The sequence below is a fragment of the Pseudomonas sp. NPDC012596 genome, from assembly GCF_042902325.1.
In the GTDB taxonomy this organism is placed as follows: Bacteria; Pseudomonadota; Gammaproteobacteria; order Pseudomonadales; family Pseudomonadaceae; genus Aquipseudomonas.
This window is the reverse complement of record NZ_JBIBEB010000022.1, coordinates 1-26,319: the sequence shown is the minus strand read 5'-3', so window position 1 is coordinate 26,319 and position 26,319 is coordinate 1. Positions and strand designations below refer to the sequence as shown.

Annotated in this window: 16 protein-coding genes; 7 read left to right on the top strand and 9 right to left on the bottom strand. The window is 64.8% G+C overall.

Going from position 1 to position 26,319, the window contains the following annotated elements; all coding sequences use genetic code 11:
* The first annotated feature begins 100 nt into the window (after positions 1 to 100).
* Complete coding sequence (locus ACFY68_RS22660) at positions 101 to 1,477, top strand: L-serine ammonia-lyase (RefSeq protein WP_387531971.1); 1,377 nt, start codon at positions 101 to 103, stop codon at positions 1,475 to 1,477.
* A gap of 15 nt (positions 1,478 to 1,492) precedes the next feature.
* Here the strand turns inward: ACFY68_RS22660 and ACFY68_RS22655 are convergent, their stop codons facing one another.
* The 4 genes from ACFY68_RS22655 to ACFY68_RS22640 form a co-directional block, all read right to left on the bottom strand.
* Entirely contained in the window at positions 1,493 to 2,170 is a 678-nt protein-coding gene (locus ACFY68_RS22655; protein WP_387531968.1) for a DUF3313 domain-containing protein, read from the bottom strand.
* Between the two features lie 381 nt (positions 2,171 to 2,551).
* Positions 2,552 to 3,847 (bottom strand): NAD(P)/FAD-dependent oxidoreductase, encoded by a 1,296-nt coding sequence (locus ACFY68_RS22650; protein WP_387531966.1) that lies wholly within the window; start codon positions 3,845 to 3,847, stop codon positions 2,552 to 2,554.
* A 14-nt stretch (positions 3,848 to 3,861) separates the two neighbouring features.
* Entirely contained in the window at positions 3,862 to 4,950 is a 1,089-nt protein-coding gene (locus ACFY68_RS22645) for a polyamine ABC transporter substrate-binding protein (protein ID WP_387531963.1), read from the bottom strand.
* A 135-nt stretch (positions 4,951 to 5,085) separates the two neighbouring features.
* A complete protein-coding gene (locus ACFY68_RS22640; protein ID WP_346613253.1) occupies positions 5,086 to 6,444 on the bottom strand; it encodes a glutamine synthetase family protein in 1,359 nt (452 codons plus the stop codon).
* 186 nt (positions 6,445 to 6,630) lie between these two features.
* On the opposite strand from ACFY68_RS22640, the gene ACFY68_RS22635 reads away from it, so the two are divergent.
* Together ACFY68_RS22635 and ACFY68_RS22630 are read left to right on the top strand one after the other, a co-directional pair.
* Positions 6,631 to 7,530: a helix-turn-helix domain-containing protein gene (locus ACFY68_RS22635; RefSeq protein WP_387531959.1), complete on the top strand. Its 900-nt coding sequence runs from the start codon at positions 6,631 to 6,633 to the stop codon at positions 7,528 to 7,530.
* A 40-nt stretch (positions 7,531 to 7,570) separates the two neighbouring features.
* The gene (locus ACFY68_RS22630) at positions 7,571 to 9,484 is read left to right on the top strand and encodes a hypothetical protein (RefSeq protein WP_387531956.1); all 1,914 of its coding nucleotides are present in this window, start codon (positions 7,571 to 7,573) and stop codon (positions 9,482 to 9,484) included.
* Between the two features lie 35 nt (positions 9,485 to 9,519).
* On the opposite strand, the gene ACFY68_RS22625 is transcribed toward ACFY68_RS22630, so the two are convergent.
* Positions 9,520 to 10,905, bottom strand: a complete 1,386-nt coding sequence (locus ACFY68_RS22625; RefSeq protein WP_387531953.1) for an aldehyde dehydrogenase family protein — start codon at positions 10,903 to 10,905, stop codon at positions 9,520 to 9,522.
* A gap of 105 nt (positions 10,906 to 11,010) precedes the next feature.
* On the opposite strand from ACFY68_RS22625, the gene ACFY68_RS22620 reads away from it, so the two are divergent.
* The 3 genes from ACFY68_RS22620 (at position 11,011) to ACFY68_RS22610 (ending at position 13,468) form a co-directional block, all read left to right on the top strand.
* Positions 11,011 to 11,877, top strand: a complete 867-nt coding sequence (locus ACFY68_RS22620; protein WP_387532136.1) for a LysR substrate-binding domain-containing protein — start codon at positions 11,011 to 11,013, stop codon at positions 11,875 to 11,877.
* A gap of 61 nt (positions 11,878 to 11,938) precedes the next feature.
* The gene (locus ACFY68_RS22615) at positions 11,939 to 12,382 is read left to right on the top strand and encodes a carboxypeptidase regulatory-like domain-containing protein (RefSeq protein WP_387531950.1); all 444 of its coding nucleotides are present in this window, start codon (positions 11,939 to 11,941) and stop codon (positions 12,380 to 12,382) included.
* Between the two features lie 564 nt (positions 12,383 to 12,946).
* Complete coding sequence (locus ACFY68_RS22610) at positions 12,947 to 13,468, top strand: acyloxyacyl hydrolase (RefSeq protein WP_387531947.1); 522 nt, start codon at positions 12,947 to 12,949, stop codon at positions 13,466 to 13,468.
* A 31-nt stretch (positions 13,469 to 13,499) separates the two neighbouring features.
* On the opposite strand, the gene ACFY68_RS22605 is transcribed toward ACFY68_RS22610, so the two are convergent.
* The 4 genes from ACFY68_RS22605 to ACFY68_RS22590 form a co-directional block, all read right to left on the bottom strand.
* Positions 13,500 to 15,635, bottom strand: a complete 2,136-nt coding sequence (locus ACFY68_RS22605; RefSeq protein WP_387531944.1) for a TonB-dependent siderophore receptor — start codon at positions 15,633 to 15,635, stop codon at positions 13,500 to 13,502.
* A gap of 561 nt (positions 15,636 to 16,196) precedes the next feature.
* Complete coding sequence (locus ACFY68_RS22600; RefSeq protein WP_387531941.1) at positions 16,197 to 17,087, bottom strand: universal stress protein; 891 nt, start codon at positions 17,085 to 17,087, stop codon at positions 16,197 to 16,199.
* 82 nt (positions 17,088 to 17,169) lie between these two features.
* Positions 17,170 to 18,585: an efflux transporter outer membrane subunit gene (locus tag ACFY68_RS22595; RefSeq protein ID WP_387531938.1), complete on the bottom strand. Its 1,416-nt coding sequence runs from the start codon at positions 18,583 to 18,585 to the stop codon at positions 17,170 to 17,172.
* A gap of 17 nt (positions 18,586 to 18,602) precedes the next feature.
* Entirely contained in the window at positions 18,603 to 19,373 is a 771-nt protein-coding gene (locus ACFY68_RS22590; protein ID WP_387531935.1) for a helix-turn-helix transcriptional regulator, read from the bottom strand.
* A gap of 415 nt (positions 19,374 to 19,788) precedes the next feature.
* On the opposite strand from ACFY68_RS22590, the gene ACFY68_RS22585 reads away from it, so the two are divergent.
* The gene (locus tag ACFY68_RS22585) at positions 19,789 to 26,133 is read left to right on the top strand and encodes an amino acid adenylation domain-containing protein (protein ID WP_387531932.1); all 6,345 of its coding nucleotides are present in this window, start codon (positions 19,789 to 19,791) and stop codon (positions 26,131 to 26,133) included.
* Positions 26,134 to 26,319 lie beyond the last annotated feature (186 nt).

Sequence of the window (26,319 nt, the reverse complement as noted above, 5' to 3'; positions counted from 1 at the left end):
AACGATTGAGCGCGTCAGTATCGCGCAAATCCGCAGTTGCGTTCAATTTACCCAATTAGCCGCGTATCGGCGTTTCAGGCCGGCGCGGTCAGGCATTAGCATGGCTATCAGTGTTTTCGACCTTTTCAAAATTGGCATCGGCCCATCCAGCTCCCACACCGTCGGCCCGATGCGGGCAGCCGCGACCTTCGCCCAGGCCTTGCGAGCGCAGGGGCTGCTGGGCCAGGTGAGCCGTGTCGAGGTGCGCCTGTATGGCTCGCTATCGGCCACCGGGGTTGGCCATGCCACTGATCGCGCCTGCCTGCTTGGCCTGATGGGGCAGTGGCCGGACCGGATCGACCCGGCCACCATCGATTCGCGTATCGGCCAGGTGATGCAGGAGCAATGCCTGATGCTCGATGGCAGCCAGCCTCTGACTTTCGTTTACGCCCGCGACATGTTGCTGCTGGACGAGAACCTGCCGTATCACCCCAATGCCATGAGCCTGGAGGCCCTGGACGGGCGGGCCAGCTTGTTGTGCCAGACCTACTATTCGGTGGGGGGTGGTTTTATCGTAGAGCAGGGTGAAATCGATGCGCCGCAGGCCGAGGCCAATGCCGTCACGCTGCCCTACGCGTTTTCCAGTGGTGCCCAGCTGCTTGCCCTGTGCAAGGCCCACCAGCTGAGCGTGGCACAGCTGATGATGGCCAACGAGTGCGCCTGGCGCCCTGAGGCCGAGGTGCGTGATGGCTTGCTGCGGATCTGGGCGGCGATGCGCGAGTGCGTCGACAATGGCTTGCGCAACGAAGGCATTCTGCCGGGCGGCCTGGGTGTCAAGCGCCGCGCCGCGCGCCTGCACCGCAGCTTGCAAGAGCTGGGCAAGCCCAACGTAATCGGCTCGACCTTGAGTGCCATGGAGTGGGTAAACCTGTTTGCCCTGGCGGTCAACGAAGAAAACGCCGCTGGCGGGCGCATGGTCACCGCACCTACCAATGGCGCGGCGGGCATCATCCCTGCGGTGCTGCACTACTACATGAAGTTCAACCCCGAGGCCTGTGACGATGACGTGGTGGCATTCATGCTGGCTGCTGCCGCTGTGGGCATCCTGTGCAAGACAAACGCCTCGATATCCGGTGCAGAGGTAGGCTGCCAGGGTGAGGTAGGGTCTGCCTGTTCGATGGCCGCGGCCGGCCTTGCCCAGGTGCTGGGCGCCACGCCGCCACAGCTGGAAAACGCCGCCGAAATTGCCCTTGAGCACAACCTCGGGCTGACCTGCGACCCGGTCGGCGGGTTGGTCCAGGTGCCCTGCATCGAGCGCAACGCGATTGCTGCGGTCAAGGCCATCAATGCTGTGCAGATGGCCCTGCGGGGTGATGGCGAGCATTTCATCTCGCTGGATCGGGTCATCCGCACGATGCGTGACACAGGTGCGGACATGCATGCCAACTACAAGGAAACCTCCAGAGGCGGCCTTGCGGTCGCCTTTGTGGAGTGCTGACCAGTCGTCACTGGCTCATTTGGCCTTGTTGCGCAGGGCCACAAAGCTGCTACGCATGTCCTTGGCCCAGCCATCGAGCACAGGCTTGACGTCGTTCAGGGTGAGTTTCTGGGTATCGTTTTCCAGTTCCTTGCCTGTGCCCTTGCGCACCACCTGCGCCAGTACCTTCTGGCTGGCGCCATCGAGGAATGCGGCCTCCACGCCGACGTCCACCTCCTGATCGCGACCGCCCATGGCGGTATTCACCCCAGCCGAAATCAGCGCGATCGGGATCACTTCGTAGGGTTTGAGGCCTTCATTGCCGGTCGATACGGCAGTGATCGCCGGGCGCACCACGATCGTGCCAGGGCCGGGGGCCTTGACCAGTGTCAGCACGCTGCCCATTTCACGGCGCAGAGCCTCATTGAAGTAGCGGGTGATTTCCTGCAGGGTCTGTTCGGAGATGACTGCGGTGGGTTGAGGCTTGGGATAGAACTGGCTGGGCTCGATGAAAATCTGGGTGTACTGGCTGGCACTGACCTTCGGGTCGATCCAGCGCATCACCGGCGCGCCAGAGGGGCTTTCAGCAGGCTGCAGCCGGCTGTAGTCCTGAAGGAAACCTGAATAGTCCTTCGGGTCCACGCGGTTGCTCGAGCAGGCGGCCACGGCGAGCAAAGCAGCGCACAACAGGGTGATGCGAGGCAGTGATTTCATGATGGTGATGCGTCCATGAGGGGGTGGCCAGAACAACGCTAGCAGGTAATGTTCAGAGTGCCTGGTGTTTTTGAGCTGACTGGGTATTCCAGGATGGATTGAGGGCGTGCTCAAGGGTGAGCGCCGCTCGTGCGGCGCATCGCGGATAAATCCGCTCCTACACACCTGTCGCGCCGTGCCTGTGCCTGACAAGCCTTGTTGATATCACACCGTCTCTCGGCGGACGCGGAAAGCTGACGACTGTGGCCTGACTGTCAGTGGCACGTTTCAACAAATGTAGGAGCGGCTTTAGCCGCGATGCGCCGCGCGGGCGGCGCTCGATATCACTTGCACAGCATGCCTCAAGGCCTTCACATGCCCGCCATAATGCAAACCCAGGGCCTACCCCAAAACCTCCCGCAACCGATACCACAACATCCCTAACGCCAGCAGCGGCGAGCGCAATGCCTTGCCGCCCGGGAAGGTCAGGTGTGGTACAGCACTGAACACATCCAGCCCCTGACTTTCCCCAACGGCGATCCCCTCTGCGAGCAGCTTCGCCGTCCAGTGCGTCACGTTCAGGCCATGCCCGGAATAGCCTTGGGCGTAATACACGTTGGGGTACTGGCTGAGCCTCCCCACCTGGGGGAAGCGGTTGGCGGTAATGCCGATCATGCCACCCCACTGGTACTCGATGCGCACATCGGCCAATTGAGGGAACACCTTGAGCACTTTTGGCCGCATATAAGCGGCAATGTCCTTGGGGTCGCGCCCGGAGTAGTGGCAGGCCCCGCCAAACAGCAGGCGGCGGTCGGCGGTGAGGCGGTAGTAATCCAGGCCGACTTTCTGGTCGCACATGGCCATGTTTTGCGGGATCAGTGCCTGGGCGACAGCCTCGGGCAAGGGTTCGGTGGCGACGACGTAGCTGCCGGCGGGCAGCACCTTGCCGCTCAGGCGGGGTTCCAGTTCATCGAGGTGGGCGTTGCAACCCAGCACCAGGCTCTGCGCCCGCACCTTGCCGCGCGCGGTGTGCAGGGTCACCGTAGGGCCATGCTCGATGCGCAGCACCGGGCTCTGCTCGAAGATGCGCACGCCCAGGCCGTGGGCCGCGCGCGCTTCGCCCTGGACCAGGTCGAGCGGGTGCAGGTGGCCTGAGCCCATGTCTACCAGGCCGCCGGCGTACTGCTCGCTGGCGACGATTTCATGCAGGCGCTCGGGGCCGACCAGGCGTGTTTCGTGGCGGTAACCAAGCGCTGCCAACTCAGCCTGTTCGTCCTTGAAGGCGGCGAACTGGACGGGCGTATTGGCCAATTCGCAAAAACCCCAGCGCAAGTCGCAGGCAATGCCGTACTGCTCGATGCGTTTGGCCACCAGGGCCACCGAATCGATGCCGGCCTGCTTCAGGTAGCGCACCCCGTCCTGGCCGACGTAGCGGGCAAATCCGCTGACGTCATGGCCGATGCCGCGGATCAGCTGGCCGCCGTTGCGCCCACTGGCGCCCCAGCCGATGCGTCGGCCTTCCAGCAGGATCACCGACAGGCCGCGCTCGGCAAGCTCCAGCGCGGTATTTACGCCCGTCAGCCCGCCGCCGACCACGCACACGTCGGCGCTCAGTTCACCGTCGAGGCTGGGGTAGGGCGCGGTATCGCGCGCAGTAGCGGCGTAGTAAGACGCGGTGTGTTGAGTAGTGAAAGGCATGGCGCGTTCTCGGCTCAGCGGTTGGACTTGATCTTGCTCCAGGAGCGGGTCATGACACGCATGATCTGCGGGGTCGGGGTGCTTGAGATGTACAGCTTGTCCAGCACCTCCTGGGGTGGGTAGATCTCGGGGTTGTTGACCAGCGAGGGGTCCATGTCGGCCTTGGCATCCGGGTTGGCGTTGGCGTAGCCTACGGTGGCGCTGACCTTGGCGATCACCTTCGGCTCCAGCAGGTAGTTGATGAACGCGAGGGCCTGGTCGGGGTTGCCGGCATCCTTGGGAATGGCCAGCAGGTCGAACCACAGGTTGCTGCCTTCTTTCGGGATGCTGTAGGCGATCTTCACGCCGTTGTTGGCCTCGACTGCGCGGTTGGCCGCCTGGAACACGTCGCCGGAGTAGCCGAAGGCCACGCAGATGTCACCGTTTGCGAGGTCTGAAACATACTTGGAAGAATGGAAGTAGGTGATGTACGGACGCAGCGCCAGCAGGCGTGCTTCGGCCTTGGCGTAATCCGCCGCCTTTTCGCTGCGCGGGTCCATGCCCAGGTAGTTGAGCATGGCCGGGAACAGCTCGTCGGGCGAGTCCATGAACGCCACGCCGCATTGCTTGAGCTTTTTCAGGTTTTCCGGCTCGAACAGCACCGCCCAGGAGTCGACACGCTCGATACCCAGCGCGGCCTTGACCTTTTCGACGTTGTAGCCGATGCCGTTGGTGCCCCACAGGTACGGCACCGCGTACTGGTTGCCTGGGTCGTTCTGTTCAAGCTGCTTGAGCAGTTTGGGGTCCAGGTGCTTCCAGTTCGGCAGCTTGCTGCGGTCCAGTGGCAGGAACGCGCCTGCCTGTGCCTGGCGGGCCAGGAAGTGGTTGGACGGCACGACCACGTCGTAGCCGGTGCGGCCGGCGAGCAGCTTGCCTTCGAGGGTTTCGTTGGAGTCGAACACGTCATAGACGACCTTGATCCCGCTGCTGGCCTGGAAGTCGGCCAGCGTGGTGTCACCGATGTAGTCGGTCCAGTTGTACACGCTGACTGACGGCTGGGCCTGGGCGGCCGCCCCGAACAGCAGGGTAAATGCAGCGGGGATCAGGGTTTGCAGATGACGCATGTCGACACCTCGTTGGTCTTGTTATTTGAATTCGGTGTTGTGGGGCTGCTGTGCAGCCAATCGCCGGCAAGCCGGCTCCCACAGGTACAGCGTTGGCAACACCGGCCCCTGTGGAGCCGGCTTGCCGGCGATGCGTTACACGCTGAGCAGCAGGAACTCACGCTCCCACGAGCTGATCACACGCTTGAAGTTTTCATGCTCGGCACGCTTGACCGCCACGTAGCCCTGGACAAACTGCTTGCCCAGGTAGCGCTGCACGGTCTGGCAGTCCTCCATGTGCTGCAGGGCGTCTTCGATGGTGATCGGCAGGCGCAGGTTGCGCCGCTCGTAGGCGCGGCCTTGTACCGGCGCGCTGGGCTCGACCTTCTCGACCATGCCCAGGTAGCCGCACAGCAGGCTCGCGGCAATCGCCAGGTATGGGTTGGCGTCGGCGCCCGGCAGGCGGTTTTCCACGCGCATTGCCTCGGGGCTGGATGTGGGTACGCGCAAGCCGGCGGTGCGGTTTTCCTCGCCCCATTCGACGTTCACCGGTGCCGAGGTGTCCGGCAGAAAGCGGCGGAACGAGTTGACGTTCGGGGCGAACATCGGCAGCAGCTTGGGGATGTACTTCTGCAGACCGCCAATATGATGCAGGAACAGCTCGCTCATGCTGCCATCGTCGTTGGCGAACACCGGCTTGCCGGTGGCGATGTCGACCACGCTCTGGTGCAGGTGCATGGCGCTGCCCGGCTCATCGGTGATCGGCTTGGCCATGAAGGTGGCGGTGACGTTGTGCTTGAGCGCCGCCTCACGCATCGTGCGCTTGAACACGGTGATCTGGTCGGCCAGGTCCAGCGCGTCGCCGTGGCGGAAGTTGATCTCCATCTGCGCCGGGCCGTCTTCGTGGATCAGCGTGTCGAGGTCCAGGCCCTGCAGCTCGCACCAGTCGTAGACGTCTTCGAACAACGGGTCGAATTCGTTGGCAGCGTCGATCGAAAACGATTGGCGCCCGCTTTCGGCGCGGCCCGAGCGGCCCAGCGGTACTTGCAGAGGCAAGTCGGGGTCTTCGCAGCGCTTGGTCAGGTAGAACTCCATTTCCGGCGCGACGATCGGCTGCCAGCCTTGGTCGGCGTAAAGCTTGAGCACCTTTTTCAGTACGTTGCGCGGCGACAGCTCGATCGGGTTGCCTTGCTTGTCGAAGGTGTCGTGGATGACGATTGCGGTTGGCTCGATGGCCCAGGGTATCTGATACACCGCCGTAGGGTCGGGGCGGCAGACCATGTCGATGTCGGCGGCATCAAGCAGGCTGTAGTAGATGTCGTCGTCGACGTAGTCGCCCGTGACCGTCTGCAGCAGCACGCTTTCAGGCAGGCGCATGCCACGCTCGTGGAGGAACTTGGCAGTCGGTGCGATCTTGCCGCGGGCGATGCCGGTCAGGTCGCTGATCACGCATTCGACTTCGGTGATGCGGTGTTCTTTCAGCCAGGTGGAAAGCTGATCGAAGGGGGCGTTCATACAGACCTCTTGATTGGGTTTTGTTGTGGGAGCGGGTTTACCCGCGAAGGCCGTTGCCGGCTTTGCAAAAGGGGTGAACCCTTCCCAGGTGACGCGCTGGAGACTATCTTGGTCGCAGCCCCTCAGGGTGATCTATCCACTTTCTTCAGCATTTAATGCACCAAAAGAGTGCAACTAGGACAAAGCGTGACAACGCCCAATGCCTTGCAAGTCCAGGCTTTTCACACCACCGACGTGACCGAGCAAGTGCGTGCCACCCCCGGTTGGCAACAGCAATACCGGCAGATGTCGCCCGGCCATTTCAGCGGCGAGTTGCGTTGCCTGGGCCTTGACGGCGTGGAGGTCTACGAAGAACGCCTGAACACGCGGGTCGAGCAATTCTTCCGGGCCCCGAGCGGTTCACTGGCGTTCTGTTTCGACCGCAGCGAAAACAGCCTCTACCTGCTCAACGAACAGAGCCGCAATATCTGGATCACGCCGGAGAACTACCACGAGGTGGCCGTGGTGTTCGACCAGCCGTTCCTCGCCCGTCATGGCCTCGACCCGCAGCGCCTCGAAGGCTTGTTCATGGTGCCGCTTGGCAGCGGGCAGAATGCACTGTTCGGCAGCTGGCTCAGCGCCACCCTGACGCGCCTTGGCGACGCAGACTGCCCCCTGGAAGGGCAGGCGTTGGCCGAGCAACTGCTGGAAGACTGCCTGTTCATCCTCGATAACGCCTGCCAGCGGCTGCACGGTGGCGCCCTGGGCCGGCGGGCAGAGGAGCGGGCAATCATGCAGCGGGTCAGCGCGTGGGCGGCAGATTGCCCGGAGGAAACCCTGAACCTGCTGGAACTGGCCGATGTTGCCGGCGTTTCGCTGCGCCAGTTGCAGCAAGCGTTCAAAGCCTTTACCGGCATGCCGCCGGCCCACTGGCTACGCTTGCGGCGGCTCAACGGGGCCCGGCGCGACCTGTTGCGTGGGGGTGGGGTGACCATCGCCGAGGTCGCCATGCGTTGGTCGTTCTGGCATTTGGGAAGGTTTTCAGAGAGTTATCGGCAATTGTTCAAGGAGTTACCGAGCGAGACGCTCAAGCGCGGCCGGGCCTGAAACCTGCTATCGTGCCCGGCAGTTTCCACCCGAGGTCCTGATGTTCTACCTGCCCTTGCCCAGCGACCAGGCCGACCGCCTGGCCAGCGCGCCCACTGCCATCGACTACTTCCCGACCGCCAGCCTGCTGGAGGCGGCCGCCGTGCTGTTCGTGCAGAATGTGCCGCGCCAGCCAGCCGGCGTGTCCGCTGACGCCCAGGAACGCCGTTTTGCCGAGATAGTACGCATCGCCAACGAAGTCGAAGCGGCGGCACCAGGGCGCTTTCAAGGCCAGGTGGCACAGCACTTTGACCGCGAGGCGTTCGCCATGGGCCTCGGCCTGCTCGGTGAAAACGGCGTCGGCCTGGTTTCACCGGAGGTCGAGTACCCGGCAGACGAGTTTGTGGACGCCGAGGGCCAGTGGAATTTCCAGTTCGCCGACAGCTACCGCCAGCGTGTGACCCCGTTGCACCCGGTGTACCTGCCGTCACTGGCCAGCGACCTGATGCTCAGTGACCAGCAAAACCGCCTGCTGCGCGAATTTCTTTGCGGTGTGGACGAATCGGTGGCGGTGCAGGGTTTCGCCGGCACCGGCAAGACCTTCCTGATTCACCAGTTCGCGCGCCTGCTGGACCCGCAGCGTACCTTGCTGCTGGCCCTCACCGAAGGCCAGTTGCGGGCGCTGCAGGCGCGGGTCAAAGACGCCGCAGCCTACACTGCGATGACCTTCGGCCAGTTGGCCGACGAGATTCTCAACCGCGACCTCACCAGCAACGGCTGGCGCCTGCGCGACCCCTATCGCACCAAACTGTCGTGGCGCCCGCAGGAAGCGCAAGTGGTGAAATGGCTGGCTATCCCCGACATCGGCCCGCTGGCCGCCTGCGACGTGGTCGCCCTGTGCATCAAGGCTGTGCGCAGTTTCTGCCGCAGCGGCGATACCCAGGTGCAGTTGCACCACTTGCCCTGGGCCGGCCCGGGCACCTCGCCGCTGGACCAGGAAGTGCTGCTGGAGAAGGCCCGCTTGTACTGGCAGGAGCTGATCCGCCCTTCATCGCGCGAGGTTCAGTTGCCCGTGCGCGATTACCATCGGGTCAAGCTGCTGTCGCTCACGGCCGAGCTCATCGACAGCCGCTACACCCACGTGATCGTCGACGAAGCCCATGAGTTGTCCGCGCCGATGCTCAGCGTGCTGGACCGCAGCCCGCAGTCGGTCATCGCCCTGGGCGACGAGCTGCAGAACCTCAACGGCTTGAGCCCGCACCATGGCGGTTTCATCCGCCAGCGTTACATCGACCATTCACTGCGCGCCGGGCCGGCCATGGACAACGTGCTCAACCCGTTGATCCAGGCTCACCCGGCGGCCATCCAGGCCGCCTTCAGCGGCAGTGCCGAGCATTACACGCGGGTCAGCTTCTTCGACACCGTCACGGTGCCCACGCAACCTACTGCGCTGATCGTCGATGACGAGTGGGGGCTGTTCGGCTGGTTCCAGCGCCTGACCCACCAGGGCGTGCCGTTCGTGCTGCTGAAAAGCGCACGCAAGGATTTCGAGCTGTTCGTCGAGGACTGTATCGAGCTGTACCGCCACGGTACGCGGCCACGCCACCCGATGCTGTTCCGTTACCCCAGCTGGCAGGCGCTGGAGCAGGACAAGGGTGACGACAAGGCCTTTGTCGCCGTGGCCAACATGCTGCGCAAGGGCTACACCGCGGAGCACTTCGCCAAGGCCAAGAGCCGCTACCGCTGGGACAAGGCGCCCAAGCTGTTCCTGGGCCGCGTGCGGGATGTGAAGAACATGGAATTCGCCCGGGTGATGGTATCGCCGGAGCTGATGGTCGCACCGCTGGCGGCGGGCAACCGCAATGAGCGGGCACGGATGCTGGCGGGGTTGTATACCGCGTGTTCGCGGGCGCGGCATGAGTTGATCGTGCCCGGGGGGATGCTGGACTGGGTCAAGGATCAGGTTCGGGATTGAGATTGTTTGGGGCCGCAAAGCGGCCCCAACGGCAATCAGTTACGATCCAGCCACACCGTCTGCGCATTGGTGAACTCGCGCACCCCAAAGTGCGACAGCTCGCGGCCGAAACCACTCTTCTTCACCCCACCAAACGCCACGCGGGGGTCGGAAGCGCAGTAACCGTTGATGAACACACCACCGGTATCCAGTGCTGCCGTCATGCGCTCGGCCAGGGCGTAGTCAGCGGTGTAGATAGTCGACGCCAAGCCGAATTCGCTGTCGTTGGCCAGCTCCACTGCATGGTCGGCATCGCGGGCAGTGATGATCGCCGCTACCGGGCCGAACAGCTCCTGCTTGAACGCCGTCATGTCCGGCGTGACGTTGGCGAACACGGTAGGGGCGTAGAAGTTGCCCACGCCTTCGACCTTGTTGCCGCCCAGCAGCAGAGTGGCACCTTCGGCGAGGGTCGCCTGAACCTGGCCATCGAGCTCGTCGCGCAGGTCGTAGCGGGCCATCGGGCCGATGTAGGTGTCATCTTCAAGCGGGTTGCCGACTTTCAGCTGGCGGGTCGCCTCAACGAATTTTTGCGTGAATGCCTCGGCGATGCGCTCTTCGACAATCAGGCGCTTCGCTGCAGCGCAGACTTGCCCGGTGTTCTGGTAGCGGCCGATGACGGCTGCCTTGACTGCGGCATCCAGGTCGGCGTCAGCCAGCACGATGAACGGGTCGGAACCGCCCAGCTCCAGTACGCACTTCTTCAGCGCAGCACCGGCTTGGGCACCGATGGCCATGCCGGCGCGCACGCTGCCGGTGAGGGTCACTGCGGCGATGCGTGGGTCGTTGATGGCGCGGGTGACGCCTTCAGGCGTGACGTTCAACACCTCGAACACGCCCTCAGGCAGGCCAGCGTCCTTGAACAGTTCACCCAGCAGGTAGGCGCTGCCCATCACGTTCGGTGCGTGCTTGAGCACGTAGGTATTGCCGGCCAGGATCGCCGGCACGGCGCCACGCAGCACCTGCCAGATCGGGAAGTTCCACGGCATCACCGCCAGAATCGGACCCAGCGGGCGGTACTCGATACGTGCCTTTTCGACCTGGGTCGGTTCGGCGGCGAGCATCGCCGGGCCGTGCTCGGCGTACCACTGGCACAGGCCCACGCACTTGCTCACTTCACCGCGGGCCTGGCTGATCGGCTTGCCGATTTCGCGGCTGATCATCTGCGCGAAGGCTTCAGCCTTGGCCTGCAGTGTAGCGGCCAGGGCCAGCAGGGACTCGCTACGCTGACCCAGCGACACCTGGCGCCACTGGCGGTAGCCGACCTTGGCACGTTGCAGCGCCGCTTCCAGTGCGGCGTCGGTGTCGAAGGGGTAGCTGCCGATCTGTTCGCCGCTGTGCGGGTCGACGGAGATGGCGTGGGTCAGGCTGCTGATCGCGCTCATGGCTGGACACTCGTTGTTGTTTATCAATGAGGCCAGACTAGTGGGCTAGGGGTTTAATGAAAACTGAATAATAATGAGCGAAACATTCACGTTTGGAGAATGACTGTGGACCTGGTGCAACTGGAGATCTTCAAAGCCGTGGCCGAGCAGGGCAGCATCAGCGCCGCCGCCCAGCACATCCATCGGGTGCCGTCCAACCTGACCACGCGCATCAAGCAGCTGGAGGAGGACCTCGGCGTCGAGCTGTTCATCCGCGAGAAAAGCCGCCTTCGGCTGTCACCTGCAGGCTGGAACTTCCTCGAGTACACCCGGCGTATTCTCGACCTGGTGCACGAGGCGCGCTTGACCGTGGCCGGCGAAGACCCGCAGGGCACCTTCGCCCTGGGTTCGCTGGAGAGTACCGCTGCGGTGCGCATCCCGGCACTGCTGGCGGCTTACAACCAGCGTTACCCCAAGGTCGACCTGGATCTGTCTACCGGGCCCTCCGGGACCATGCTCGAAGGGGTGTTGTCCGGGCGGCTGGTGGCGGCCTTCGTCGATGGCCCGCTGCTGCACCCGACGCTCGAGGGCATGCCGGTGTTCGAGGAAGAGATGGTGATCATCTCACCGCTCAACCACCCGCCGGTGACCCGCGCCCAGGATGTGAATGGCGCGAGCATCTACGCCTTTCGCGCCAACTGCTCGTACCGCCACCATTTCGAGAACTGGTTCGTTCAGGACCAGGCCGTGCCGGGCAAGATCCACGAGATGGAGTCGTACCATGGCATGCTCGCCTGCGTCAGCGCCGGGGCTGGCCTGGCCATGTTGCCACGCAGCATGCTCGACAACATGCCCGGCTGCAGCACGGTCAGCGCCTGGCCGATGTCGGAAGATTTTCGCTTCCTCAAGACCTGGCTGGTATGGCGTCGCGGCACCGTGTCGTGCAGCCTGAGCATGTTCGTGAAACTGCTCGAAGAGCGGCGCGCGACGTGAACCCGGCGGCAGGGCAGGGATCAAATATCAGGTAAGCCATCTCCTCAAGGAGGCGCTGACCATGCGTAATCATCACTATGCTCTGGGTGCCACGCTGCTGCTCGCGCTGGCGTTCCCCTGGACCCTGGCCGCGGCGGCCGATCTCAATGCCCCGATCGACATGCAGGCGGTACAGCTGCAACCGCAAGAGCAGAACGGTATTCGCTATGTGCAAGGCGGTATCGGCCAGGACGAGGCCAACGCCCTGCGCAAAACCACAGGTTATGACCTGCACGTCGAGCTCTCCACGGGCCCGGAAGGCAAGTTCCAGAGCGGTGCCACTGTGGATATTCAGAATGCTCAGGGCACGTCCTTGCTGAGCGTGCAGGATGCCGGCCCGTTGCTGTATGTGCAGCTGCCGCCAGGCCGGTACAGGGTGATCGGGCAGGCCGGTGGCACCACGGTGCAGCAGCAGGTGACCGTAAGCGGCAAGGCACCGGCTACGGTTAACCTCAATTGGCGATGAAGTGCTTGCCTTGAGGTCTTCAGCGCTCTTGAGATCGAGCGCCGCCCGCCCGGGGCATCGCGAAGCGCCTGCCTTGGGATTTTTAGCGCCGCTGAGATCGAGCGCCGCCCGCGCGGCGCATCGCGGGCAAGTCGGATCGCCGCACCGCCGCTCCCACATTTGTTGCAACGTGCCATGGCCTGTGAGGCCATAGTTGTTAGCCTTGGTGGCTCGACGAGATTTTTCGGCTGGCACTGCTGGCGCCCCACCTGTCTTCTGCCATGCGCCAAGGCGAACAACCATGGCCTGACTGGAACGGCGCGTTGCAACAAATGTGGGAGCGGCGGTGCGGCGATCCGACTTGCCCGCGATGCGCCGCGCGGGCGGCGCTCGATCTCATGGGCGCTGAAGATCTCAAGGCATACAAATAGCCATTAGTGGCAATTCACTTTCAACTTTCTGATTATCTGGACAATAATCAGAAAAGTATTACCCCGTGTGACCGGTTGGATGCACCGGTCACCGTAAAAATCGAGGGGCGAAAAGCCCCCGTTTGCCCGTGTTGACCATCAGGAGAAGTCATCGATGAAAACCCCTCTTGCCACTGCGCTGGCCGCTGCCGTACTGGCTTTCGCCGGGGCCAACCTGGCCCAGGCGGCGCAGGTTTCAGGTGCCGTTGGCGCCACCAGCCAGGGCGACATGACCTACCGTATTGGCTTGTCGTTCGACTGGGACAAGAAATGGCTGGAAAGCAGCACCGGTTACGTAAGCGGCTACTGGGATGCGGCCTACACCTACTGGGAAGGCGGCGATGCCAGCGGCGCCCACTCGCTGTCGTTCAGCCCGGTATTCACCTACGAGTTCAGCGGCTTCACCTACACCCCGTACATCGAGGCCGGCATCGGCCTGGCGGCGTTCTCCAAGACCGAAGTGGGCGACCAGCGCCTGGGCTCGTCCTTCAACTTCGAGGACCGTATCGGCTTTGGTCTGAAGCTGCCGGGCGAGCAGAAGGTCGGCATTCGCGCCATGCATTACTCCAACGCCGGCATCAAGCAGCCAAACGACGGCATCGAATCGTACTCGCTGTTCTACAGTAAGGGCTTCTGAAGCGAAGGGGCCGCATCGCGGCCCCGGCAGCTTAGAAGGTGTAGGAAACCCCAGCCTGCACCGTACGCGGCGCGCCCGGATAGACGTAGGTATTGAATGCCCCCTCGTCATAGCCCTTGTTGAACACGTTCTTAACATCCAGGTTCAGCCGCACGTGCTCGTTGACCTTGTAGAAGCTCAGCAGGTCGACGACGCTGTAACGCTCCATGGTGTAGGTGGTCGCTGCGGTCTGCCCGGCACGGTCATCGATATACTTCACCCCAACACCCAGGCCCAGCCCTTTGGCCACGCCATCCTGGAACTCGTATGTGTTCAGCAGGCTGAAGCTGTTGCGCGGGATGTTCGCCAGGCGCGTGCCGGTGGGCACCGTGTTGTCCTTGGTGACCTCGGCGTCGACATAGGCGTAGCCACCGATCACACGCCATTGCGGCGTGAGGTTGCCGGCAATGTTGATGTCCAGGCCGCGGCTGCGCACTTCGCCGGCAGCGATGCTGTAAGTGCCGCTGGGGTCACTTGGGTCGCGGGTCAGCACGTTCTCTTTGACGATGTGGTAAATCGCGGCATCGACACTCAGCTGACGGTCCGGCGCCTCCCATTTCACGCCCAGTTCATACGACTTGCCCTTTTCCGGGTCAAAGCCGCTGCCTTGCAGGCTGGCGCCACTGTTGGGCTTGAACGAGCGCGCGGTATTGGCGTACACCGCCAGCGTATCGGTGAGGTCGTAGAGCAGGCCGAACCGCGGGGTCACACCGTTCTCGCCCTTGCTGAAGTCGCCCGCAGTGTTGAGCTTGTTGTCGTAGTCGTGCTCGTAGCGCTCGAAACGCACGCCGGCGAGGGCCTTGAGGCGGTCGGTCAGGGCGACCTGGTCCTGGATGAAGGCCGCCCAGGTTTTGAGGTTTTCCTTGTCGTGCGTGGTCGTGCGGGTGAGGGCCGGGCGCGCCTGGCCGAGCACCGGGTTGAAAATGTCGATCGGGTAAGCGCCGGTGCCGGCGGCCGAGCGCTGGATGATCGAGTTGTAGTCGTAGTCTTCGTACTCGATGCCGGTCAGCAGGGTGTGGGCAAAGCCGCCCGCGTCGAAGTGGCCGGTGAGGTTGAGCTGGTAATCGCGGTCGGTCCACTCCAGCTTGCGGTAGTTGAAGTTGCGCCCCAGGGTGCGGCCGTCCGCCTGCAAGCCGTTGGCTTCGACGGCGTTGCCCTTGAGCGAGCCGTCCAGCCATTGCATGCCGCCGCCGAGCGTCCAGTCGTTGTTCAGCGCGTGCTCGAAGCGCAGCTGCGCCATGTTGTTGTCGTTGTGCAGCAGGTTGTCGCTGCCTTTTTCCCAGATGTTGGTATCGCGTGACGCCGTGCCGCGCTGGCCGGGCAGGCGAGTCAGGCCCCGGTCCAGTGGGTGGTTGTTACGCATGAAATCGCCCTCGAAGACGATCCTGGTGGCGTCGTTGACCTGCCAGCTGAGTACCGGCGCGACGTCGTAGCGTTCGCTCTCGACATCGTCACGGAAGCTGTCGCCGCCTTCCCCAAGCACGTTCAGCCGGTAGGCCAGCGAGCCGTCCTGGTTGAGCGGCCCGGTGGCGTCAAGGGTGGCCCGGTGCATGCCCTGGTCGTCGAATTGGCTGCCGAGGGTCACCTTGGGGTCGGCAAGCGGTTGCTTGCTGACCACGTTGAAGGTCCCGCCGGGGTCGCCACGGCCATACAGGCTGGTGGCCGGGCCGCGGATCACTTCCAGGCGTTCGACGCTGTTGGCGTCAGGCGCGTTGGGGTAGCCCCGGTTGATCGGGAAGCCGTTGCGGTAGAACTCGCCGGTAGTGAAGCCGCGCACGGTGAAGGTGGTCAGGCCCTGGCCGCCAAAGTTGTTGGCTCGGCCGACGCCGCCGGCGTAGTCCAGGCCGTCCTGCAGGCGCGTCGCACCGGTATCTTCGAGCACATCCTTGGGCACCACGCTGATCGACTGCGGGGTGCCGTGCAGGGCGGTGTCGGTGCGGGTGGCACTGGCCGAGCGGTTGGCCTTGTAGCCATCGACCGGCCCATCGGCGCGCTCGCTGTCGGCGCTGCCAGTAATGCTCAGGGCCTGGAGTTCGATCTGCCTGGGGTCGTTGAGCGGTTCGGGCTCGGCGAAAGCCAGCGGGGAGACAGCATGGAGCACACAAAGCGAAACGAATGTGCGACGCATCGACGGTACGATCCTGAAGTAGGGCGCTAGGGATGTGGAGGAAGCGTCGCGAAACTACTACGAATCATTATCAAATGCATTATTTTTAAATGGAGCTGGAGTGCCAGGTTGGGGGCGAGACTAGCCCGGAGGATAGGGGATCGCGAGGCGCTCGCCGTATGATCCTCAGCGCCCTTGAGATCGAGCGCCGCCCGCGCGGCGCATCGCGGGCAAGCCCGCTCCTACATTTGTTGCAACGTGCCATGGCCTGTGAGGCCATAGTTGTTAGCCTTGGTTGCTCGACGAGATTTTTCGGCTGGCACTGCTGCCGCCCCACCTGTCTTCAGCCTTGCGCCAAGGCGAACAACAATGGCCTGACTGGAACGGCGCGTTGCAACAAATGTAGGAGCGGGCTTGCCCGCGATGCGCCGCGCGGGCGGCGCTCGATCTCAAGAGCGCTGAAGATCCCAAGGCAAGCGCTTCGCGATGCGCCGCGCGGGCGGCGCTCGATCTCAAGGGCGCTGAAGATCCCAAGGCAAGCGCTACGCGATCTCATGACCGGCAAAAACGCCAAGACATGCCTCAGCCAGCCCCTTTGATCCCCAACACATTGCACAGCGGGTGTTCCAGCACATGCGCCGTAGTCCCGCCAAGGAACGTCTGCATGGCGTCATGCCGGTGGCTACCCATCACGATCACATCCATGCGGCTGTGGCTGACAAATTGCGCAATCGCGCGAATCGCTGGCCCTTCAAGAAAATGCCGGCGTTCCAGCGGTACCTGATGATGGTCACCCAGGCGGTTGAACGCCGCCCGCTGCGCGGTGCGCACACTGGCATCGAAGCCGGGCATGGTCACTGTGCCGGCGCCGAAATCGGCGATATGGGTCCGTGCCGCATCGCACACATGCACCAGATGAACCTCGCCGTTGCATTGCAGCGCCAGGGCATGGGCGCAGTGAATGACCTGCTCGTCCAGGTGTTCGCCAGCGCCGTGGCTGTTGAGGTCGACCGCTGCAGCGATCTGCCGTGGCAGTGGCAGGCGAATGTCGCTGACCAGGTGCACCGCCACCGGGCTGTCCTTGAGCAGTTGCCAGTCCAGCGGCGTTACCAGCAGGCGCTTGAGCACCGGTTCGTGCTGCACGTCCTTGACCAGCAGGTCGCAGCCTAGCTGCTCGATGCGCTCGATGGCACTGCCCAGCGGGTCGCGGGTCAGTAGCAACTCGGTGGAGACATCCAGGCCGGCATTGCGCAACTGCTCGGTGGCGTCGGCCAGCCATTGGCGGTTGTCGGCGAGCAATCGCTCGCGTTCGCGGCCGTCGCCCATCAGGCCAAAGGTGTCGACATCGTCGACGAACACGTTGATGTCCAGCAATGCACCACTGGACTCCGCCAACGCCGCCGCGCGTTGCAGCGCCGGCGTGTATCGCATCTGCGGGCCGAGCATGACTAACAAACGCTTGAACTGGCTCATCGCACACCTCCTCGTGTGGGCAGCCCCCCGGTTCATGCCATCTGGTCTGTTCAGTCTAGCCCCTGTGGGGGCGCGCTGCGGCCTACAGTTGCCTGCCAGGTGCCCCAGCCTCCTGCCACCCCCCGCCCAACGCTGCATACAGGTTCACCTCGGCCACCAGCTGCGCCAGCCGGTCGCTGATCAAACCCTGCTGTGCGGTGAACAGCGAGCGTTGTGCATCGAGGAACGTCAGGCTGCTGTCTACGCCAATGCGGTAGCGGTGCTCGGCCAGGTTGTAATAACGCTGGTTGGACGCCACCAGGTCGCGCTGCGCCTGCAACTGCCGCTGGTAGGTGGCCCGCGCCGCCAGCCCGTCAGCCACTTCCTGAAAGGCGCTCTGGATGGCCTTTTCGTACTGGGCCACCTGGATGTCCTTTTGCAACTGGGCGTAGTCGAGGCTGGCGCGCAGGCTGCCAGCGGTGAAGATCGGCAAGCTGATCTGCGGTTGGAACAGCCAGGTGCCGGAGCCTGCGTCGAACAGCCCGTTCAGCTCCGGGCTGGTGCTGCCGGCATTGGCGGTCAGGCTGATGCTCGGGAAGAACGCTGCCCGCGCTGCGCCGATATTGGCATTGGCCGCGCGCAGCTGGTACTCGGCCTGCACGATGTCCGGGCGGCGGCGCAGCAGGTCGGAGGGCAGGCCGGCCGGCAAGCCCGCGATCTGTTCGTCGGCCAAGGGCAGGGCGGCCAGGTCAGCGGCCACCGGTGCGCCCACCAGCAAGGTCAACTGGTTGAGGTCTTCGGCCACCTGGCGCTTGTAGCGCGCCACCGCAGCACGGGTGCTGTCGACACTGGTGCGTGCCTGGATCTGGTCCAGCGCCGACACCGTGCCTGCGCGGCGCTGGTTGCTGGTCAGGCGCAGGCTGCGTTCGTCCGCAGCCAGGGTTTCCAGGGCGAGCGTGAGCAGTTCCTGGTCGGCACGCCAGGTCAGGTAAACGTTGGCAACACTCGCCACCAGGCTCAATTGCGTACTGCGCCGCGCCTGATCGCTGGCCAGGTAGGTGAGCAGCGCCTGGTCGCTGAGGCTGCGCACCCGGCCGAACAGGTCCAGCTCGTAGGCGCTGACGCCCAGGGTTGCCGCATAGGTGGAGGAGATCACGCCCTGGTCAGTGCCGGTCATGCTGCGCGGCAGGTACTGGCGCGTACCTTGGGCGTCGGCGGACACCTTGGGCAGCAGGTCGGCACGCTGGATGCGGTACTGGGCGCGATAGGCCTCCACATTCAGCGCTGCGGTGCGCAAGTCACGGTTGTTGGCCAGGGCGGCGTCGATCAACTGGCGCAGTACAGGGTCTTGGAACACCTGGCGCCAGTCCTGCGCAGGCTGGCGTGCCAGTGCATCGCCCTGGTAAGCCGGCCCTTGCGGGAACTGCCCGGCCACCGGCGGCGCCGGGCGTTGATAATCGGGCACCAGGGAGCAGCCGCACAGCAGTGCAGCGCACAGGGTAAGGGCATGTCGGGGCATTACCGGTTCTCGCACAGTCAGGCGCCCGCCATCCATTTCGCCAGGCCGTGGCGGCCACTGACCCCCAGCTTGGCAGTGGCGCGCTTGAGGTAGGTTTCGATCGAACTGTTCTTCACATTCAGCCGTTGCGCTATCTCGGGCACGGTGCCCCCTGTCAGCAGGCCCAGGCAGACTTCCTGCTCGCGGGTCGAGAGCTTGACGGCATCCTGCGCCAGGCGTTCGGTCAAGGATTGGCGCAGCGAGCCGGCGTCCACAGCCGAGGCGGCTGTACCGGCCCGGCGAGCCGTGCCTTGGCCCAGCAGCTGGCCATGGTGTTCCACCAACGGCAGCAGGGTGTCGGAAAGGCTCTTGAGCTGCGACAGCTCACTCAGGCTGAAGGGCCGCTGGCTGGGCAGGCGATGGAAACAGATGACCCAGCGGCGGTCGCCGCTGCGCGAAACCAAGTTGCACTGGTGGGCACTGTGGCAGGCGTTCAGGGGGGCCTTGAACTCGATCAGCAGCGGGTCCTTCATCTGCATGATGCTTTGCAGCAGCGGGTGGCGCAGGGTATCTACAGCCTGTGGTTGCTCAGGGCCGGCGCTGCCCAGCAGCTTGATGCGGCTGACACTGGCCTGGCGTGGGTCGAGGGTCCATTCGCTGAGGTCGAGCCTGTGGACCGGCACCTGGGCATCGACCAGGCGATACATCTGCTCGGCGAAGTCATCGGCGCCGCTGCTGGCGATCAGCTCGCCCAGTTGCAGATACAGCTGAGGGTCGGGGCGGTAGTCGAGGCTGGCGGTCAGCTTCATAGCGTTGTCGTCCTTGATTCAAAGCGTTACGGCGGGTGGTCTCGCAGTCGAGTCTCCGGGTGGCAAGCGGGTGATAGCGGTATTCAAGCGTGCCCGGATTGCTGCGTCTGTAGCGGGAAACCGGGACAGAAAATGCCAGTAATGGCGGAGTCCAATGTAGGCATTAATGCGGCGCCGCAGCAGGCGTTGTGGCCAGCAGCCAGCGAATTGACGTCATAAGCCTGTCGGTTCGCGGCTGATCCCGCACTATCCCGCAGGGCGTAGGCCATCAGGGGCAGCTAGCTATGGCCAATCTCCTACAGATATTTCAGCCGCCGTGGACGGCCACCGGGATTGTCCGGGTTTAAGGGGCCATACAGGGTGGGGTGGCGATGCTTGAATCCGCGGATGATCAATCAGAAGGACCTGAGCCCTCATGCCTGCCGCCCAAACCTTTGCCCTGACCGTTGCCCAGCGCGACATCTGGCTGGACCAGATCAGCCACGGCGACTCGCCGCTTTACAACATAGGCGCTTATGTCGAGCTGGGTGGTGCTGTTGACGTCGAACGGCTGCGCGCGGCCCTGGCGCACCTGGTGGCGTTGCACGACGGGCTGCGTACGGTGCTGGTGCCTGGGCAGGGTGTACCTCGCCAGCGCTTTGCCGAAGACCTGGCGGTGGGGTTGCCCGAGCACGACCTGCGCACCAGCGACGACCCGTTCGGCGCCGCCCGGCGCCTGCTCAGCGCCCAGATGCAAAAGGTCTTCGCCTTGGATGGCGGCGCCCTGTGGGCCGCGCAGCTGGTCAGGCTGGAAGATCAGCGCTACCTGCTCGCCGTGCAGGCGCACCACCTGATCCTCGACGGCTGGGGCGTTGACCTGTGGTTCAAGCAGCTCGCCGACTGCTATGGCCTGCTGGGGCACGGCCTGCCTTTGCCTGCCACGGGGCCGTCCTACCGGGAATTCATCGACGACGACGCCCAGTATCAGGCGTCGCCCCGTCATGGCCGTGACCGCGACTACTGGCTGGGCAAATTCACGCAACTCCCCGATGCCTTACTGGTGCCGCGTGAACGTGGCGCGGTACAGGCCGGCGAGCCGAGTGGCGCCCTTGAACAACCCTTCGATGCCGGCCTGCTGGCGCGGATGCGGCAGCTGGCAACAGACCTGCAGGCTTCGGCGTTCCATGTGCTGCTGGCGGCGATGCATGTGTGCTGCGCGCGCACCTGGCAACGCGACGAGTGGGTGGTCGGCCTGCCAGTGCGCAACCGTGGCAACGCCCGATTCAAATCGACCATGGGGCTGTTCACCCAGGTCAGCGCATTGCGCATGGACTTTGGCCGCAGCCGTTCGTTCGCTGAACTGGTGCGGGGCATACGTGACGCACTCAAGCAGGATTTTCGCCATCAGCGTTTCGCCCTGAGCGAACAGAACCGGGCGCTGGGTGCGCTGCGCGAAGAGCGGCCGCAACTGTTCGAGCTGATGGTGTCGTTCGAGGAGGACAGCAACGACCTGCGTTTCGGTGACGTCGGCGGCCATACGGTGATGGTCTGCAACAGCCACGAGCCGACGCCGCTGAGCGTGCACCTGCGCAGCAACAGCTACAGCGACCAGGCCTGCCTGCACCTGGTGTACAGCCGGGCGTGGTTCAGTGCCGACGAAGTCGACGCGCTGGCTGCCCGGCTGCTGCATGTGCTCGAGCAAGGGTTGCAGCAGCCTGACGCGAGCATTGGCGCCTACCACCTGCCGACCGCCAGCGAGCAGGCACAACTGCAGCGCTGGAACGATTCGGCGGTGGCCAGGCAGCAGGGCGAGATGCTGATCCATCGCCGCATCGAAGCCCAGGCCAGGGCCCGGCCGCAGGCAATCGCCGCGCTACACGAAGGTAATAGCCTGACCTACGCCGAGCTCGACCGGCGCGCCAACCACCTGGCAAAACAACTCATCGGCATGGGCGCAGGGCCCGACCAGCGGGTCGCGGTGGTCGCCCAGCGTGGCCTGGATACCCTGGTTGGCCTGGTGGCCGTACTCAAGGCCGGGGCTGCGTATGTACCGATCGACCCGGCTCACCCGCAGGAGCGCCTGGCCTACCTGCTGGAAGACAGCGCGCCCCGGGTGGTGCTGACCCTCTCGCACTTGCGTGAACGCCTGCCGGCCCACGGCCGGCCACAGGTAGAGCTGGACCGCTTGTCATGGGCCGGGGCGACCGGTGATGCGCCCGCCGTCGCCCAGCTCGCACCCAACCATCTGGTTTATGTCATCTACACCTCCGGCTCCACCGGGCTGCCCAAAGGGGTAATGGTCGAACACCGCATGCTGGCCAACCTGGTCGATTGGCACTGCGCCAGTTTCGACCTGGGGCCAGGGCGGCACCAGTCGAGCCTGGCCGGTTTCGGCTTCGATGCCATGGCCTGGGAAGTCTGGCCGGCGCTGTGCAGCGGCGCCACGTTGCATCTGGCACCGGTGCGCGACGGCGCCGAGAATATCGACGCCTTGCTGCAGTGGTGGCGCGACCAACCGCTGGACGTAAGTTTCCTGCCTACCCCGGTGGCCGAACATGCCTTTGCCCAGGGCGTACTGCACCCAACCTTGCACACCCTGCTGATCGGCGGCGACCGCCTGCGCCGCCTGGCGCGCGAGCGCCGCTACCGGGTCATCAACAACTACGGCCCCACCGAGGCCACGGTGGTAGCGACCTCCGGCCTGGTCGAGGCGGGCCGGCCACTGCATATCGGTGGCCCGGTGGCCAACACTCGCCTGTATGTGCTGGACGAGCATCGCCAGTTGCTGCCGATCGGCGCGGTGGGTGAGCTGTATATCGGCGGCAGCGGCGTAGCCCGTGGCTACCTGAACCGGCCCGAACTGACCGCCGAACGCTTCATCGACGACCCGTTCTGCCCCGGCGCCCGCCTGTACCGCACCGGCGATCTGGTGCGCTGGTTGGCCGACGGCACGCTGGAATACCTGGGGCGCAATGACGACCAGGTGAAGGTCCGCGGTGTGCGGGTGGAACTGGCGGAAATCGAAGCGGCGTTGGCCAGCCATGCTGCGGTGCGCGAGTGCGTGGTGCTGCTGCGCGACGGCCAACTGCAGGCGTGGTTCATCGCCGAGTCGGCGGTGGCACCCCGTGAGCTGCACGAGCACCTGCGCGAGCGGCTACCGGCCGCCTTGCTGCCAACGGCCTATATCAACATCGCAAGCTGGCCGCTCACCGCCAACGGCAAACTCGACCGCCGCGCGCTGCCGGCCGCCGACGAGGCAGCCAAGGTGCGCCGCGAGCACCAAGCACCGATCGGTGAGGTCGAGCAGCGCCTGGCACTGTTGTGGGCCGAACTGCTGCAGGTCGAACGGGTAGGGCGCCAGGACCACTTCTTCGAACTGGGCGGCCATTCGCTATTGGCGGTGCAACTGATCGAACGCATGCGTCAGCAGGGCCTTCAGGCTGACGTGCAGGTGCTATTCGGCCAGTCGACCCTGGCCAGCCTGGCTGCCGCGGTAGTGGTTGGGGAAGCCGCAACGGTACCGGGCAATGGCGTGCCAGCGGCGTGCCAACACATTACCCCCGACATGCTCACGCTCGCCAAACTCAACCAGGCCGCAATCGACCGGATCGTCGCGGCAGTGCCAGGTGGCGCTGGCAATGTGCAGGAAATCTACCCGTTGGCACCGTTGCAGCAGGGTTTGCTGTACCACCATGTCACCGATGCCCAGGACCCCTATCAGCAGCAGGCCCTGTTCGCCTTTGCCAGCCATGCGCAGCTGCAGGCCTTTACCGATGCCCTGCAGCAGGTGATCAAGCGCCATGACATTTTGCGCACCAGCCTGGCGTGGGACGGCCTCGAGCAGCCGCAGCAAGTGGTCTGGCGCCAGGCGCCGTTGCCCGTCGAGCGCTGGGCGCCCGAAGTGCCGGGCAGCGATGTGGCGGCGCAGCTGCGCAAGGCCTACGACCCGCAACAACGGCCGCTGGACTTGCGCCAGGCGCCGATGATGGCACTGGTCACCGCCGAAGACGCGGCGCAAGGCCGCTGGCTGGGGCTGCTGCGCTTCCACCACCTGGTCAACGATGCCGTTTCATTGCAGGTGCTGTTCGGCGAACTCGATGCGTTCATGCAGGGCCGGGGCGAGCAATTGCCGCTGCCGGTGCCGTACCGCAACTACGTGGCGCTCAGCGGCGCGACAGAGCGCCAGGCCCACCATGAGGCTTACTTCCGTGAGCAGCTGGCTGACGTCGAGCCCCCGGCGCCCGTGCCGGGGCTGGGCGCGGTGGCGGTTGACGAGCAAGACCTGCAGACGCATGCCCTGGCGCTCGAGAGTCGCCTGAGCGAGCTGCTGCGTACTCGGGCCCGTGCACACGGGGTGAGCCTGGCCAGCCTGTTGCATTTGGCCTGGGCCCAGGTGCTCGGCAGCTTGTCGGGCCGTGACGAGGTGGTGATCGGCACCGTGCTGCTGGGGCGGGCCATGGCCGGTGAGGGCGCTGACCGTGCGCTGGGCATGTTCATCAATAGTTTGCCGCTGCGCATCAGCCTGAGCGACCAGCCGCTGGGCCAGGCATTGACGCAGACCCACGCGCGCCTGGCCGCCTTGCTCGGGCACGAAGACGCGCCCTTGCTGCTGGCCCAGCGCTGCAGCGGGCTGCCGGCCGCCACGCCGTTGTTCGAAAGCCTGATCAACTACCGCCAGGGTGCGCTGCCGCAGGGGCAGGTGCTGCCCGGCGTAGCGCTGATCGCGGCCAGCGAAGTGCTGAGCCACGGCAGGGTGCTGACCGTGGATGACCTGGGCGATACGCTGCAACTCACCCTGCGTGCGCCGCGTGCGATAGGCGCAGCGCGGCTGCTGGGCTATTTGCTGACCACCTTGCGCCAGTTCGCCGACAGCCTTCAGCAAAGCCAGGCGCTCAATACCCTTTGCAGCGTGCCCGCCGATGAACTGCAGCAGCTGTTGCACACCTTCAACCAGACCGAAGACCGGCAAAGCCCGTTGCGCAGCACCCTGCCTGCGCTGTTCGAGGCCCAGGTGCGGCGCACGCCGCTGGCCATTGCCTTGCAGGCCGAGGACATCAGCCTCGACTACCAGACGCTCAATGCCCAGGCCAACCGCCTGGCCCACCGCCTGATCGCCTTGGGCGTTGGCCCCGATGCGCGTGTAGCCATCTGCGTGGAGCGCGGCGTGTCGATGATGCTGGCGCTGCTCGGCGTGCTCAAGGCCGGCGGCGTCTATGTGCCGCTGGACCCAGGTTACCCGGCCGAGCGCCTGCGTTTCATGCTCGAAGACAGCGCGCCCACTGTGGTGCTGGTGCATGGCGCTACGCTGGGCCTGTTCGATGCGCTTGCAGCGCCGGTGCTGGACCTGGACCGCGACGATTGGCCAGCCTGCAGCGCCGAAAACCCGCAGGTGGCGGGCCTGGGGCCTGGGCAATTGGCCTACGTGATGTACACCTCCGGCTCCACCGGTACGCCCAAGGGCGTGATGATCGAACACCGCGGCCTGTGCAACCTGATGCACTGGGGCTCGCAGATCTGCCCCCCGCAGCCTGGGGATGCCTTGCTGCAACGCGCGCCGTTCAGTTTCGATGGCTCGGTCTGGGAGCTGTTCTGGCCGTTGTGTGCCGGCTTGCGCCTGGTACTGGCGCGCCCCGACGGCCACCGAGACCCCGCGTACCTGGTGGAGTTGATCCAGGCGCGGCAGGTGACCACGATGAAGTTCGTCCCGGCCTTGCTGCACCAGTTTCTGGATGAGCCGGGCGTCGAGCGCTGCACCAGCCTGACCGATATCTTCTGTGGCGGCGGTGAGTTGACCTTGGCGCTGTTGTGCTGCCTGCGCGAGCGGTTGCCCAAGGTGCGCGTGCACAACGTGTATGGCCCCACCGAAGCGACGGTCGACAGCACCGCCTGGACCCTGCAGGCGCATCAGCCGCTCCCCGCGCTGGCGCCACCGATCGGCCGGCCCATCGCCAATACCCGCCTGTATGTGCTCGATGCCCACGACCGCCCGGTGCCCTTGGGCGCGGTGGGGCAGTTGCACATTGGCGGCGTTGGCGTTGCCCGTGGCTATCTGGGGCTACCGACGCTGCAGGCCGAGCGCTTCATCGCCAGCCCTTTTGCGCCGGGCGACCGCCTGTACCGCACCGGCGACCTGGTGCGCTACCGTGCGGATGGCGAGCTGGACTTTGTCGGGCGTAACGATTTCCAGGTCAAGCTGCGCGGGCTGCGGGTCGAACTGGGTGAGATCGAAGCAGCCTTGGTGGCGCACCCGGCCATTGGGCAAAGCGTGGTGCTGATGCGCGAAGAACGCCTGGTGGCCTATTTCACCTGCCGCGACGCCAGCCCGGTGCCCGCCCTGCAAGTGCTGCGCAGCCATCTGCTGGCGCGCATGCCCGAGTACATGGTGCCGCAGGCATTTGTCGCCCTGGCGCAACTGCCGCTGAGCCCCAACGGCAAAGTCGACCGCCAGGCGCTGCCGGCGCCCGGTGAAGATGCGGTGATCAGCCGTGAGTACCGGGCGCCGGAGGGCGAGCTGGAGGCGGCGCTGGCAGCGATCTGGACCGAAGTGCTGAAGATTGAGCAGGTAGGGCGCGAGGACAACTTCTTCGAGCTGGGCGGCCATTCGTTGCTGGCGGTAAGCCTGGTGGCGCGCATGCGTCAGGCCGGGCTGCATGTCGATGCCCGCACCTTGTTCAGCCAGCCGACCCTGGCCGGGTTGGCGGCCAGTACCCGTCGCGAGCAGGTCGAGGTAGTGATACCGCAGACCACCATCCCGAGCCTGGGCAAGCGTAGGCGGATTTGACGGTGTTCGCTGTGGATTTGGGGTGATGCACAAACCGAGCGCCGCCCGCGCGGCGGTGCGCAAAGCGCTTGCCTTGGGATCTTTAGCGCCCTTGAGATCGAGCGCCGCCCGCGCGGCGCTTCGCGAAGCGCTTGCCTTGGGATCTTCAGCGCCTTTGAGATCGAGCGCCGCCCGCGCGGCGCTTCG